The organism is Inhella inkyongensis (genome assembly GCF_005952805.1).
Classification (GTDB): domain Bacteria; phylum Pseudomonadota; class Gammaproteobacteria; order Burkholderiales; family Burkholderiaceae_C; genus Inhella; species Inhella inkyongensis.
Map to the genome: position 1 here is coordinate 1,286,792 of NZ_CP040709.1, position 14,267 is coordinate 1,301,058.

11 protein-coding genes are annotated in these 14,267 nt (G+C 65.0%); 9 read left to right on the forward strand and 2 right to left on the reverse strand.

The features are described from left to right. Positions 1-6 precede the first annotated feature (6 nt). Positions 7-612 carry an OmpW/AlkL family protein gene (locus FF090_RS06420; RefSeq protein WP_138855944.1) on the reverse strand — a complete coding sequence of 202 codons (606 nt, stop codon included), beginning with the start codon at positions 610-612 and terminating at the stop codon, positions 7-9. Positions 613-738: 126 nt separating this feature from the next. Then, positions 739-1,497, reverse strand: a complete 759-nt coding sequence (gene ugpQ / locus FF090_RS06425) for a glycerophosphodiester phosphodiesterase (protein ID WP_138855945.1) — start codon at positions 1,495-1,497, stop codon at positions 739-741. A 118-nt stretch (positions 1,498-1,615) separates the two neighbouring features. On the opposite strand from ugpQ, the gene FF090_RS06430 reads away from it, so the two are divergent. From FF090_RS06430 to epsE, 9 genes are all read left to right on the forward strand, one after another. Next, positions 1,616-5,509: a DUF3683 domain-containing protein gene (locus tag FF090_RS06430; protein WP_138855946.1), complete on the forward strand. Its 3,894-nt coding sequence runs from the start codon at positions 1,616-1,618 to the stop codon at positions 5,507-5,509. Beyond that, entirely contained in the window at positions 5,506-5,928 is a 423-nt protein-coding gene (locus FF090_RS06435) for an HIT family protein (protein WP_138855947.1), read from the forward strand. Before FF090_RS06430 ends, FF090_RS06435 begins: the two co-directional genes overlap by 4 nt. A gap of 119 nt (positions 5,929-6,047) precedes the next feature. Beyond that, on the forward strand, positions 6,048-8,087 hold the full coding sequence (locus FF090_RS06440) for a PKD domain-containing protein (RefSeq protein ID WP_138855948.1): 2,040 nt from the start codon (positions 6,048-6,050) through the stop codon (positions 8,085-8,087). A 39-nt stretch (positions 8,088-8,126) separates the two neighbouring features. Then, entirely contained in the window at positions 8,127-9,122 is a 996-nt protein-coding gene (locus FF090_RS06445) for a 2-hydroxyacid dehydrogenase (protein WP_138855949.1), read from the forward strand. A 328-nt stretch (positions 9,123-9,450) separates the two neighbouring features. Further along, positions 9,451-11,241, forward strand: a complete 1,791-nt coding sequence (locus tag FF090_RS06450; protein WP_138855950.1) for a S8 family peptidase — start codon at positions 9,451-9,453, stop codon at positions 11,239-11,241. A 90-nt stretch (positions 11,242-11,331) separates the two neighbouring features. Beyond that, positions 11,332-11,709, forward strand: a complete 378-nt coding sequence (locus FF090_RS06455) for a gamma-butyrobetaine hydroxylase family protein (protein WP_138855951.1) — start codon at positions 11,332-11,334, stop codon at positions 11,707-11,709. Next, complete coding sequence (gene ubiE, locus FF090_RS06460) at positions 11,706-12,437, forward strand: bifunctional demethylmenaquinone methyltransferase/2-methoxy-6-polyprenyl-1,4-benzoquinol methylase UbiE (RefSeq protein ID WP_138855952.1); 732 nt, start codon at positions 11,706-11,708, stop codon at positions 12,435-12,437. Before FF090_RS06455 ends, ubiE begins: the two co-directional genes overlap by 4 nt. A gap of 75 nt (positions 12,438-12,512) precedes the next feature. Next, entirely contained in the window at positions 12,513-13,445 is a 933-nt protein-coding gene (locus FF090_RS06465) for an EpsD family peptidyl-prolyl cis-trans isomerase (protein ID WP_246071527.1), read from the forward strand. Further along, entirely contained in the window at positions 13,445-14,260 is an 816-nt protein-coding gene (gene epsE, locus FF090_RS06470) for a polysaccharide export protein EpsE (RefSeq protein ID WP_138855954.1), read from the forward strand. Before FF090_RS06465 ends, epsE begins: the two co-directional genes overlap by 1 nt. Positions 14,261-14,267: the final 7 nt, after the last annotated feature.

A 14,267-nucleotide genomic window follows, 5' to 3' on the forward strand; every position in this document is an offset into this window, starting at 1 on the left:
GATTTATTAGAACCGCTTGCCGAAGCCGATCGAGACCAGCAGCGGGTCGACCTTGAACTCGCCGACCTTGGCGCCGCTGGACTTGATATCGGTGCGGATCTGCACCTTCTTCACGTCGAAGTTCAGCAGCCAGCCGCCCGACATCGGCACGTCAAAACCGGCGCCGTAGGACAGGCCCATGCTGGAGCCCTCCACCGAGGGGTGCAGAGCGGCCTGGACGGCGGGGTCAAACTTGACCGATGAGAACAGGGTCAGGTTCACGCCCGCCCCCACATAGGGGCGGAAGCCCATGCCGGTGAAGTGGTACTGCAGCGACAGCGTGGGCGGCAAGTGCTTGAGGCTGCCGATCTTGGCGCCGGCTGAGCGGATGTCGTGCTTCTGCGGATAGGTCAGCACCAGTTCTGCCGCCAGATTGGGGCTGAAGAAGTAGCTGATGTCCAGCTCAGGGAAGGTCTTGTTGTTGACCGACAGGCCCAGGCCGGTGCTGTCCTTGTTGGCCGAATCCAGATGGAGCGCGCGGCCGCGCACGATCCAGTCACCGCTGTCCTGTGCCATGGCGGGGATGCTCAGGGCGGCAGCGGCCAGGGCGGTCAGCAGAAATTTGGCGTTCATCAAGTTCACTCCTGTGTCAGAAAAAGGGATAGGAGGGATTGAAGACGCCGCTCGGAATCAGTCGATTGACTCAGGTCAAACCCTTAACCACACAGATTTTGTGGTTAAGGCTGTCCATGATCTGGATCAGCCCAATGCGGAGGGGCGTGGCGGCCGGGCAACGAGCTTGGGCAGATCCATGCGGTCGGTGATCAACCCGTCAATGCCGGCGTCGATCAGGCGCTTGGCCTCGGTGGCCTCGTTCACGGTGTAGCAAAGCGCGCGCAGTCCGGCGCCATGCAGGGCCTGGATGCCCGCGCCATCCAGGCTGCGGTATTGACAGACCACGGCCTTGGCATGGAGTTGCAGCGCCAGCTCCGGGGCATCCGGGCGCCACTGGGTCAGCAGCAGGGCCAGAGGCCAATCGGCGTCGGCGGCATAGGCGGCGCGCAGGGCCTCAGGGTCAAAGGAGCTGAGCAGGGGCGGAACGCTGGCCTGCCAATGCTGGCGCAGCCAGCGGGCCACTCCGTCGCCTACCCGCTCGGCCTCGCCGGGGCTGGGTTTGAGTTCCAGATTCAGTGCCAGCCCCAGGGCCTGCGCCCAGGCGGCCAGCCCGGCAAGACTGGCCAGGGGTTCTCCCACAAAGGGGGCTGAGTGCCAGCTCCCCGCATCCAAACCCTGCAAGACCGCCCACTCCTGGGTGCATGCCAGGCCACTGCCATTGGTGGTGCGATCCAATTCGTCGTCGTGGAGCAAGAACGGGCGGCCATCCGCGCTGAGCTGCACATCGCACTCGAAGCCCATGAATCCTGCAGCGTGGCCGACATGGAAGGCCGCCAGCGTGTTTTCCGGGGCTTCCTTGCCAGCGCCGCGGTGGGCAATCCAAAACGGGTAGGGCCAGGCCATGGGCTTTCCTTAAGCAGGGCTTCGCTGAAGGCGCAGGATAGAGCGCGCCGCCCACCCTGCGGCCTGAGGGGACGAAGGGGCTGGATGAGAATAGCCAGTCCTCTCCCTGTCTGCCTTCATGAACGCCGCGCTGCCGCTGATCCCGACCCCTACCGAGTCCGAGTTCGAGACCGCGACCGACGAGGCCGCGCCGCGTCTGCGCGAGATTCCGTACAACTACACCTCGTTCTCCGACCGCGAGATCGTGCTGCGCCTGCTCGGGCCGCGCGCCTGGACCCTGGCCGAACAGCTGCGCGGCCAGCGCAACACCGGGCGCAGCGCCCGCATGCTCTATGAGGTGTTGGGCGATATCTGGGTGGTGCAGCGCAACCCCTATCTGGAAGACGACCTGCTGGCCAACCCGCGCCGGCGGGATGCTCTGGTCGAGGCGCTCTATCACCGCCTGCGTGAGGTGGACCGCCGCCGCGATCCGGCCAAGGACCCCGAACGCGACGCCTTGGTCGGCGAGCTGCTGGAGCTGGCCGGTCGAGCGGTTCAAGGATTTGCCGCGCGCTTTCGCGAGGTCTGGGACCTGCGCAAGCGCGCCGCCAAGGTGCTGGGCAAGCAGACGGCCAAGGACAACATCAAGTTCGACGGTCTTTCGCGCGTCAGCCATGTGACCGACGCCACCGACTGGCGCGTCGAATACCCCTTTGTGGTGCTGACGCCTGATAGCGAGGCCGAGATGGCCGGCCTGGTGGCCGGGTGCATTGAGCTGGGGCTCACCATCATTCCGCGTGGCGGTGGCACCGGTTACACCGGCGGCGCCGTGCCTCTGGTGTGGAAGAGCGCGGTGATCAACACCGAAAAGCTCGAGGCCTTGCGTGGCGTGGAGATGCTGCAGCTGCCGGGCCTGGACCGCGAAGTGGCCACCATCCACAGCGAGGCCGGGGTGGTGACGCAGCGCGTGGCTGATTTGGCTGAACAGCACGGCTTCGTGTTCGCGGTGGACCCCACCAGCGCGGAAGCCAGCTGCATCGGCGGCAACATCGCGATGAATGCGGGGGGCAAGAAGGCGGTGCTCTGGGGCACGGCGCTGGACAACCTGGCCTCCTGGAAAATGGTGACCCCCGATGCCAAGTGGCTGGAGGTGATTCGCCTTAACCACAACCTGGGCAAGATCCACGATGTGGAGGTGGCCAGCTTTGAGCTGCGCTACTTCGATGCCACCGGCAAGACCCTGGAGCGCAGCGAGCGCCTGGACATCCCGGGCCGGGTGTTCCGCAAAGAAGGTCTGGGCAAGGACGTCACCGACAAATTTCTCGCCGGCCTGCCCGGCATCCAGAAGGAAGGCTGCGACGGCCTGATCACCAGCGCACGCTGGGTCGTGCATCAGGCGCCCAAGGCCATCCGCACCGTCTGCCTGGAGTTCTTCGGCAACCCCAAAGAGGCCGTGCCCTCCATCGTCGAGATACGCGACTTTCTGTTCGGCCTGGCGCGCGAGAAAAAAGCCGTGCTGGCCGGTCTGGAGCATCTGGACGACCGCTACCTGAAGGCGGTGGGTTACACCACCAAGAGCAAGCGCGGCGGCTTCCCGAAGATGGTGCTGGTGGGCGACATCGTCGGCGACGACGAGGGCGAAGTGGCCAAGGCGACGTCCGAAGTGGTGCGCATCGCCAATGCGCGCAGCGGCGAGGGCTTTGTGGCCGTCAGCCCCGATGCGCGCAAGAAGTTCTGGCTCGATCGCAAGCGCACGGCCGCGATTGCCAAGCACACCAACGCCTTCAAGATCAACGAAGACGTGGTGATCCCGCTCGAGCGCATGGGCGAATACACGCTGGGCATTGAGCGCATCAACATCGAGCTCAGCCTGCGCAACAAGCTGGAGCTGATCGAGCGCCTGCTGGCCTTTTTCAAGCAGCCCCGCTTGCCCCTGGGCAAGAGCGACGACGCCAGCGAGATCGGCAGCAGCGAGTTACTGGAGGACCGCGTCAGCCAGGCTTTGAGCCTGCTGAACGACGTGGGCGATCTGTGGCAGCACTGGCATGACGAGCTCGACGTGCCGCGGCCAGGCGAAGAGAGCTTCTTCGAGCAATTGCAGTCTGGGTTGCAGCGGGCCAGCTGGAAGCGCCAGATCCTGAAGCCGTTGCAGACCCTGTTCAGTGGCGCTGCCTTCGAGCCCATCCTGGCCGAGCTCAAGACCATTCACCAGGAAGTGCTGCGCGGCCGCGTGTGGGTGGCCCTGCACATGCACGCCGGTGACGGCAATGTGCATACCAACATCCCGGTCAACTCCGACAACTACGCGATGCTGCAGACGGCCCACGAGGCGGTGGGGCGCATCATGAAGCTGGCACGGTCCCTGGGCGGCGTGATCAGCGGCGAACACGGCATCGGCATCACCAAGCTGGAGTTCTTGAGTGATGAGGAACTGGCCGGCTTCGCGTCTTACAAGGCCCGCATCGACCCCGAAGGCCGCTTCAACCGCGGCAAGCTGCTCCGGTTGGGTCAGGACAAGGACATCCCCTTCGCTGACCTGACCAATGCCTACACGCCCAGCTTCGGCCTGATGGGCCACGAATCGCTGATCATGCAGCGCTCGGAAATCGGTGCTATCAGCGATTCGATCAAGGACTGCCTGCGTTGCGGCAAGTGCAAGCCGGTGTGTGCCACGCACGTGCCGCGCGCCAATCTGCTCTACAGCCCACGCAACAAGATCCTGGCGACCTCGCTGCTGATCGAGGCCTTCCTCTACGAGGAGCAGACCCGCCGGGGCATCTCGGTCCAGCACTGGGAGGAGTTCGAGGACGTGGCCGACCACTGCACGGTCTGCCACAAATGCGCCACGCCTTGTCCGGTCAAGATCGACTTCGGCGATGTGTCGATGAACATGCGCAATCTGCTGCGCAAGATGGGGCAAAAGAGCTTCCGGCCGGGCAACGCGGCGGCCATGCTGATGCTCAATGCGACAAACCCCGAGACCATCAAGCTGGTACGCGCCGGCATGGTGGGCCTGGGCTTCAAGGCCCAACGCCTGGCCCACGACCTGTTCAAGCGCTTGGCCAAGAAGCAGACCTCGGCACCGCCCAGCACGGTGGGCCCTGCACCTGTGCGCGAGCAGGTCATCCATTTCATCAACAAGAAGCTGCCTGGCGGCCTGCCCAAGAAGACGGCGCGGGCCTTGCTCGACATCGAGGACAAGAACTACGTCCCGATCATTCGCAACCCGTCTGCTACGTCCGCGGACACCGAGGCGGTGTTCTATTTCCCGGGCTGCGGCTCCGAACGCCTGTTCAGCCAGGTGGGCCTCGCGACCCAGGCCATGCTCTGGCACGCCGGCGTGCAGACCGTGCTGCCGCCGGGCTATCTGTGCTGCGGCTATCCGCAGCGCGGCTCGGGACAGTTCGACAAGGCCGAGCAGATGATCACCGACAACCGGGTGCTCTTCCACCGCGTGGCCAACACCCTGAACTACCTCGATATCAAGACCGTGGTGGTGAGCTGCGGCACCTGCTTCGACCAGTTGCAGGGCTATCGCTTCGAGGACATCTTCCCCGGCTGCCGGATCGTCGACATCCATGAGTACCTGCTCGAGAAGGGCATCAAGCTGGAGGGGCAGGGCGCTTATCTGTATCACGACCCCTGCCACAGCCCCATGAAGCAGCAGGAGCGGATGAAGACCGTTAAGGCCTTGGTGGGCGAGGGCGTGCTCAAGAGCGAACGCTGTTGCGGTGAGTCCGGCACGCTGGGTGTGACGCGACCGGACATCAGCACCCAGATTCGCTTTCGCAAGGAAGAGGAGCTGCGCAAGAACGTGGCCCAGCTGGCTCCGCAGGGTGGCGACGTGAAGATCCTGACCAGTTGCCCGAGTTGCTTGCAGGGGCTGTCGCGCTACCAGGGCGACTTGCAGAACGGTTTGCTCGAGGCCGACTACATCGTGGTCGAAATGGCGCGCAAGATCCTGGGCGAGGACTGGATGCCGCGGTACGTGGCCCAGGCCAACGCGGGCGGTATTGAGCGGGTGTTGGTATGACGGCCTGCCCGCTCTGCATCGATGAAGGTGGCTTGCTCATTCACCGCGAGCCCTTGCTGCGCGTGGTGCGCGCCACCGACACGCCCGAGCACCCAGCCTTCTACCGGGTGATCCTGAATGCCCATGTGGCCGAGTTCAGCGCCTTGGCCGCGCCGGAGCGCCAGCGTGTGATGGATGTGGTGGTGGAGGTGGAGCGTCAGGTGCTGGCCCTGCTCAAGCCGATCAAAGTCAATCTGGCCAGCCTGGGCAATATGGTGCCGCATCTGCATTGGCATGTGATTGCGCGCGTTGGCGATGACGCGCAGTTTCCGGCGCCTATCTGGGCGCCCGCCGTGCGGGCGGGTGATCCTGCACGCCTGCAGGCCTGGCAGGCGGCTCTGCCGCGGTTGGACGAGGGCATCGCCGCCGCTCTGCGCTGAAGCGGCAATCGATCACGACGGAGTAGGGCGGCAGAAAGGTTTGCTTGCACTTCTCACCAGACAGTTGCGCTCCGTGCCGGGAGCATGGGACCCCTTGCTGTAACCCCTGCGGAGGCCCTGTGCGCCGACTCCTTCTTGCCCTCCCGACCGCGCTGGTCGCGCTGCTGAATTTGGTCTCCCTGCCGGCCCAGGCGGCCGATCCCGCTAACCCGGCGGCCCGCCGCGCCCATCCGGGGCGTGCGCCGTTCCCGCAAATCAGCCTGCCCGAGGTGGCCCAGGGCGAGCGCGCCGTGGCCTTGCTGGGCCAGCGCCTGCCCGAGGTGGCGCGCTGGTACGGCAAGTCGGAGGAAGAGTTCGCCGCGCTGTTGCGTCAGGACCATCGTTTGCGGCTCGACCGGCGCGGGCGCCTCTTTGCCGTTGACACACTGGAAGCCCCGCTGCCCACGCTGCCGGCCGATCAGCGCTCGGTGCTCGATGGCAACCTGCTGCCGCTGGAGCAGACTTTTGCGCTCCACAGCCGCCCCGGCGCCAAGCGAACGATCTATCTGAACTTCAAGGGTGCCACGCTCACCGGCACGGCCTGGAACAGCGCGGGGACCAGCATCACTGCCTTGCCCTATGACTTGGACGGCATTCCCTATTCCTTCAACACCACCGAGTTGCAGCGCATCCAGGGCGTGTGGCAGCGGGTGGCCGAGGACTTTGCGCCCTTTGACGTCAACGTGACGACCGAGGCGCCACCTCCCGAGGCCCTGAGCCGCGCCGGCAGTACCGACCAGGTGTTTGGCACGACCGTGCTGATCACAAACTCGAATGGGGTTTACAGCTGCAGCTGTGGCGGCGTGGCCTATATCGGTGCCTTTGACGACACCAGCGACTTCTACAAGCCGGCCCTGGTGTTCTACAACCAGCTCGGTGGCGGCAACGAGAAGTACGTGGCCGAGGCCGCCTCGCACGAGGCCGGGCACAACCTTGGGCTGCAACACGATGGCTACTCGGGCGGCGGCTACTACGGCGGCCATGGCACCGGGGTAACCGCCTGGGCGCCCATCATGGGTGTGGGCTACTCCAAGCCCCTGGTGCAGTGGAGCAAGGGCGAGTACAGCACGGCCACCAATGTCCAGGATGACTTTGCGGTGGCTGAGTCCTATGGCCTGCCGATTCGCCTGGATGACCATGGCGATCTGGCCGGCAACGCCACCGCAATGACCGGGGTCAGCAGTGGGGGATCGACGAGCTTCAGCGAAAGCGGGGTGATCGAGCGCAGCAGCGATGTGGATCAGTTCAGCTTCAACGCGGCGGCCGGCGCGCTCACGGTGAGCTTGCAGCCCGCTGTGCGGGCGGCCAATCTGGATGCCGTGCTGGAGCTCCGAACCGCAGCTGGCATCTTGCTGGCCAGCAGCAATCCCTTGGACACGCTGAACGCCAGTTTGAGCATCACCCTGGCCAGTCCGGGCACCTATTTCCTCAGTGTGCGCGGCACGGGCAAAGGCGACCCACTTGTGGACGGCTACACCGCTTACGGCAGCGTGGGGCACTATGCACTGAGCGTCACAGCCGCGGCCGTGAGTGGCAGCCCGCCGGTGGCGGTGGCCACGGGCACGCCCACCAGCGGCACGGTGCCGCTGACCGTGGCCTTCTCGGCCGCTGGCTCCAGTGACGCTGATGGCAGCATCGTGGCCTATGACTGGACCTTCGGCGACGGCGGCAGCGCCAGCGGCGCCCAAGTCAGCCATGTCTACACGGCGGCGGGCAGCTACAGCGCGCAGTTGCGCGTCACCGATAACAGCGGCCTGAGCGCCACCAAGTCGGTGGCCATCAACGTCAATCCCGTGGTGACCTTGCTGCCCATGGGGGTGGCCGATATCGCGATGGGCAGCAGCGTGAGCGGCAACAACCGCTGGCGTGCGACGGCGGCGGTGAGGGTGTTGGACAGCCAGGGCCGCGCTGTGGTTGGCGCCACGGTGAGCGCCCGCTGGTCGGGGCTGGTCTCGGGCAATGCCACGGCCACCACGGGCAGCAATGGCGTGGCCAGCTTCCAGTCCGGCACCACGCGCAACAGCGGCAGCATTGCCCTCACGGTGACCGGCATCAACCTGACGGGCTATCAGTGCGACAGCACCCGCAACGTTGAGACCAGCGACAGCATCAGTCGCTGAGCCAGCCAACGCTCGGGCCGCATGGGGTAGCCTTGCTCCATGCCGCCCGAGCCCTTCGTGATCACCGTTTTTAGCGCCAAGCGCTATGACCGCCAGAGCCTGGCGGCCGAGCTGCCTTCCTTTGCGGGCTTGGCGTTGAATTTTGTCGAGGCCCGCTTGGACGAGCACAGCGCGCAGGCGGCGCAGGGCAGTCAGGCGGTTTGCGCTTTCGTTAACGATCGTCTGGATGGCCCAGTGCTGGAGCGTCTTGCGGCTCTGGGGGTGCAGCTGATCTTGCTGCGCTGTGCCGGCTTCAATCAGGTCGATCTGGCGCGTGCGCAAGCCCTCGGGCTGACGGTGGCGCGGGTGCCCGAGTACTCGCCCCACGCGGTGGCCGAGCATGCATTGGCCCTGCTGCTGACTTTGGTGCGCAAGACGCACCGGGCTCACGCCCGGGTGCGTGAGGGCAATTTCGAACTCGACGGCTTGCAAGGCTTTGATTTGTTCGGCAAGACCGTCGGCGTGGTGGGCACCGGGCGCATCGGTGCTTGTCTGGTGCGTATCTTTCAGGGGCTGGGATGCGAGGTGCTGGCCCACGATCCGCAGCCCAACCCAGATCTTGGGGTTCGCTATCAGGGCCTGAACCCACTCTTGGCGAGCTCGCGCATCGTGCTGCTGCAATGCCCGCTGAACGCCCAGACCCAGCACCTGATCAATGCGGAGCGCCTGGCCCTGATGCCGCGCGGCGCGGTGCTGGTGAACACCTCGCGTGGCGCCGTGATCGACACCCGCGCCGTGATTGCGGCTCTCAAGAGTGGGCATCTGGGTGGGTTGGCACTCGATGTCTACGAGGAAGAGGCCAGTCTGTTCTTTGCTGACCGCAGCGGCGAGGTCATTGGTGACGATGTGTTTGCCCGACTGCAGACCTTTCCCAATGTCCTGATCACCGCGCACCAGGGCTTCTTCACGGACGAGGCCTTGGCCCAAATCGCGCGCACCACCCTGGGAAATGCCCAGTCCTTTCGCCAAACCGGGCGTCCATTGCACGAGGTTTGAGCTTCAAGGCGGGGTCAAGGGTTGACCCTAAGCGGGTTGCCCTGAGGCGGAAAGTCCCTGTGCGTTTTGCAACAAGCCTTTACTCATTCTTGAGGATTGACTTTTTAGACTGCGCGCCTCGCGTTGATCGGCCACCACCGGTCCACGATGTCGGGGGGACGCGCCTCCGATTTGCGACACGCAGTACGAGGGGCCCCAAGACGTAGCTCTCGCGTCTGCAGAAAAGGTGATTCACCAATCACCCGCGTAACAGCCCAGCCGGTGATCCCGGTCCGCAGTTCGCTTGGACCCTTGAAGGGGTCGTTCTGTTTCCAATTTGGAGCTCTGAATGTCGATTGCCAAGAATGTTCCCAGCCGCATCCTGATGGGGCTGCTGGTTTCCGCAGGTCTGGCCTCTGTGGCCCAAGCGGGTGGTGCCAATGTCTCTGCCGAGCGCGGCGCCTTTACCGATCGCCTGATCATCAAGTACCGCATGGAACCGGCTGCCGCCTCGCAGGGCGGCTTGGCGGGTAACAGCGGCATCGTGCCTCCGGGCCTGGCCCGCCTGGCCCAGGCGCAAGGCTTGAGCCTGAAGGAACACCGCACTACCGGCCTGGGTGCCAAGGTCTATACCTTGGGCAAGTGGGCTGCCGTCAGCGATTTGGCCGCCCTGGCTGCGCAGATGAAGAATGAGGACGACAACATCGAGTACGCGGAACCGGATCGCCGCATGTACGCGATGATGACGCCCAACGACACCAACTACTCGAGCCTGTGGGGCCTGCAGGGTGGCAACGGCGGCATGCGCGCCAACACCGCCTGGGACAGTTACAACGGCACGGGCGTTGTGGTCGCCGTGCTGGATACCGGCATTCGCGCGTCGCACCCCGACCTGGTCGGCCAGACCGTGGCCGGCTACGACATGATTGCTGACACCTTCGTGTCGAATGACGGCACCGCCCGTGACGCCGATCCCTCGGACCCCGGCGACTGGGCCACGGCCGGCCAGTGCGGCACGGGCGAGCCGGCCTCCAACAGCAGCTGGCACGGCACCCACGTGGCCGGCACGATCGCCGCCAAGGGCAACAACAGCCTGGGCGTGATCGGTGTGGCCTATGGCGCCAAGGTGCAAGCGGTGCGCGTGCTGGGTCGTTGCGGCGGCTACACCTCGGACATCGCCGACGCCATGATCTGGGCCTCGGGCGGTACCGTCTCAGGCGTGCCGGCCAATGCCACCCCGGCCAAGGTCATCAACATGAGCCTGGGCGGCGGCGGCGCTTGCGACACCACCAGCCAGAACGCCATCAACAGCGCCCGTTCGCGTGGCACGGTGGTGGTGGTGGCCGCGGGTAACGAGAACCAGAACGCCTCGAACAGCAACCCGGCCAACTGCTCGGGCGTGGTGACCGTGGCGGCCGTGGGCCCCACTGGCGGCCGCGCTTACTACTCCAACTACGGCACCGTGGTGGACGTGGCGGCTCCGGGCGGCGACATGAGCGCGTCCAGCAGCAATGGCATTTTGTCGACCCTGAACGCCGGCACCACCGGCCCGGGCGCTGATAACTATGCCTACTACCAGGGCACCTCGATGGCCACGCCGCACGTGGCGGGTCTGGCCGCTCTGATGCTGCAGGCCAAGCCGACCGCGACGCCGGATCAGATCGAAGCTGCGTTGAAGAGCTCGGCCCGCGCCTTCCCGGCCACCTGCAGTGGCTGCGGTACCGGCATCATCGATGCGCCGGCGGCCATCACAGCGATCCTCGGTGGCACCACCCCGCCGCCCACCGGCACCACGATGAACGAGACGGAGTCCAACAACACCACCGGCACCGCCAACACCGTCAGCACCAGCAACACCACGGTGAATGGCTCGTTGTCCACGACCACGGACACCGACTACTTCAAGGTGAATCTGCCGGCTGGCAAGACCCTGACCGCCACCCTGAACGGCGGCGCCAAGGACTACGACCTCTACATCTACAACAGCAATGGCACCCAGATCGCCTCCAGCGAGAACGGCGCCGGTCAGGCGGATACGGCCAGTGTGACCAACACCGGCACGACCACCATCGCCCGCTATGTGCGAGTGAAGTACTACAGCGGCGGTAGCGGCACCTACACGCTGAATCTGAAGTGGTAAGACCTCACGGTCTGAGCTGATGACAGGCCCCGCCTCGGCGGGGCCTTTTTCATGCCCCTCTACACTTCGGCCCCCCCTGAAGAGTTGTCCATGGCCGGTCTGCGCCCCGAATCACCCCGCCCCACCGCCGTGACCCTGCACCAGGCCAGCCAGCGCCTGGAAGTCGCGTTCGACGATGGCGCCTGCTTTCTCATCCCCTTCGAGCTGATGCGGGTCTACAGCCCGTCCGCCGAGGTCCAGGGCCACAGCCCTGAGCAGGCCGTGTTGCAGGTGGGCAAGCGGGGTGTCGGCATCACGGGCGTCGAGGCGGTGGGCCATTACGCCCTCAAGCCCAGCTTCAGCGATGGGCACGACTCCGGCCTTTTCAGCTGGGATTACCTTTATCACTTGGGCCGCGACGAGGCGCAGCTGTGGCGCGCCTACGAGGCCAAACTCAGCGCCGCAGGCGCTTCCAGGGATCCGGCATGAGCCAGACGCACTTTGGATTCAAGCAGGTCGATGAACGCGAAAAGGCCAGCAAGGTCCGCTCGGTGTTCGACTCCGTGGCCTCGCGCTATGACGTCATGAACGACCTGATGTCGGCCGGCGCCCATCGAGCCTGGAAGGCCTACACCGTGGCGGTGGCAGGCCTTCAGGGCGGCGAGGCCGTTCTCGACATCGCCGCCGGCACGGGCGATCTGACCAAGGCCTTTGCCAAGCGCGTGGGTTCGCGCGGCATGGTGCTGCATACCGACATCAACGAGGCCATGCTGCGCACCGGCCGCGACCGGCTGCTGGATGAGGGGGTGCTAACCCCCAGCCTACTCACCGATGCCGAGGCGCTGCCGTTCAAGAGTGAGAGCTTTGACTTGGTCAGTGTGGCCTTTGGCCTGCGCAACATGACGCACAAGGACCGTGCGCTGGCCGAGATGCACCGTGTGCTCAAACCCGGCGGGCGGCTGCTGGTGTTGGAGTTCAGCAAAGTGGCCGCGCCGCTCCAAAAGGCCTACGACTGGTATAGCTTTCAGGTGCTGCCGCGCCTGGGGCAGATGATCGCCGGCGACGCCGACAGCTACCGCTACCTGGCCGAATCCATTCGCATGCATCCCGACGCTGCCACGCTGAAGACCATGATGAAAACCGCGGGCTTTGGTCATGTCGACGTGCACAAACTCAGCGCCGGTGTGGTGGCGCTGCACGTGGGAATACGCTGCTGACTCACGGCACGCTGCCGTGCTGCAATCCATGCCACTGTGCTGGCATCCTGTCTTGATCTGAAACGAATGCTGTCCATGAATCTGCCGACCGCTTCTTCTTTGGTGCCCTCTCGAGTCGCTGTGCTGCTGTTGGTGGCGGGTTTGACGGGCTGCGGGGGTGGGGCGGACAAGCCGACCCAAACGGCGGCCCGCGTCAATAAGGAAGACATCACCGTGCACCAGATCAACCAGGTGCTGGCGCGCCAGCCTGGGCTCAAACCCGAGCAGGCACAGGCTGCCGCTGCCCAGGTGCTGGAGCAGTTGATCGACCAGGAATTGGCGGTGCAAAAGGCGCAGGACTTCAAGCTGGACCGCAATCCGCAGGTGCAGATGCAGATCGAGGCGGCCAAGCGAGAGATCCTGGCGCGTGCCTATGCCGAGAAGGTCGGAGAGAGCGTGGCCAAGCCTAGCGCCGACGAGGTGCGCAAGTACTTTGATGCCAATCCGGCCCTGTTCAGCGAGCGCCGCATCTACAACCTGCAGGAACTGGCCATCGAGGCCAAGCCCGAACAGTTCGAGGGGCTCAAGGAAAAGCTGGCCGCCGCCAAGACCCTGACCGACTTTGTCGAATACCTGAAGGGCGCCGGCATCGCCTTCACGGGCAACCAGGCTGTGCGTGCTGCTGAACAATTGCCGCTGGATCGTCTGGACGGCTTGGCCAAGCTCAAGGACGGCCAGACCGTGCTGACCCAGACGCCGCAGGGATTGCAGGTGCTGATGCTGGCCGGCTCGCGCAGCCAGCCTGTTGATCTGGACCGCGCCCGCCCCGCCATCGAGGCCTTCTTGAGCAACCAGCGCAAGACCGAGTTGCTTAAACAGGACATGAAGGCCCTGCGTGCGGCCAGCAAGATTGAATACAAGGGCAAGTTCAGCGCCCCGACCGCCGCGGCAATCAGCGCCAGCGCGCCGGCCTCTGCGGCCAGTGGCTTGGACGATGCGGCCATCCGCAAGGGTCTGGGGATTAAGTGATGCGAGTCGCCTTCTTTAAGGGAATCCTCCTGGCGCTGCTGACGGGCTTTGTGGCGTTCATCCCGGCCTACGCCCAAGGCAAGGCCGTGGGCGAGTACAAATTGGGCGCGGGCGATGTCGTCCGCGTGATGGTCTACCAAAACGCCGACCTCACCATCGAGGCCCGCGTCAGCGAGGCCGGCCTGCTCAGCTACCCTTTGTTGGGCAATGTGAAGGTTGGCGGCCTTTCGGCCAGTGCGGCCGAGCAGTTGATTGCCAATGGCCTGAAGGATGGCAGCTTCGTGAAGCAGCCCCAAGTGACGTTGACGGTGCTGCAGGTGCGTGCGCACATGGTCAATGTGCTGGGTCATCTGAACCGTCCGGGCCGCTACCCCTTGGAGATGGGGGGCATGCGCGTCGCTGACCTGTTGTCGGTGGCAGGCGGCACCACGGCCGTGGCCAGCGAGGTGGTGGTGGTGAGCGGCACGCGCGATGGCAAGCCCTTCCGTGTGGAATTGGACCTGCCTTCGTTGTTCGAGGCCAATAGCAAGACCCAGGACGTCGAGTTGATGAATGGCGACACCCTGTGGGTGGACCGGGCACGCCAGATTTACATCTATGGCGAGGTGCAGCGGCCGGGTGCCATGCGCCTGGAGCGCGGGATGACGTTGATGCAAGCCCTGGCGGCCGGCGGCGGTACGACCCAGCGCGGTACCGAAAAGGGCATTCGCGTGCACCGCAAGGACGACAAAGGGCAGGTGCAGGCACTGAACCCGCCGATGGAAGCGTTGCTGCAGGATGGCGACGTGGTGTTTGTGCGCGAGAGCTTGTTCTAAGAGGATT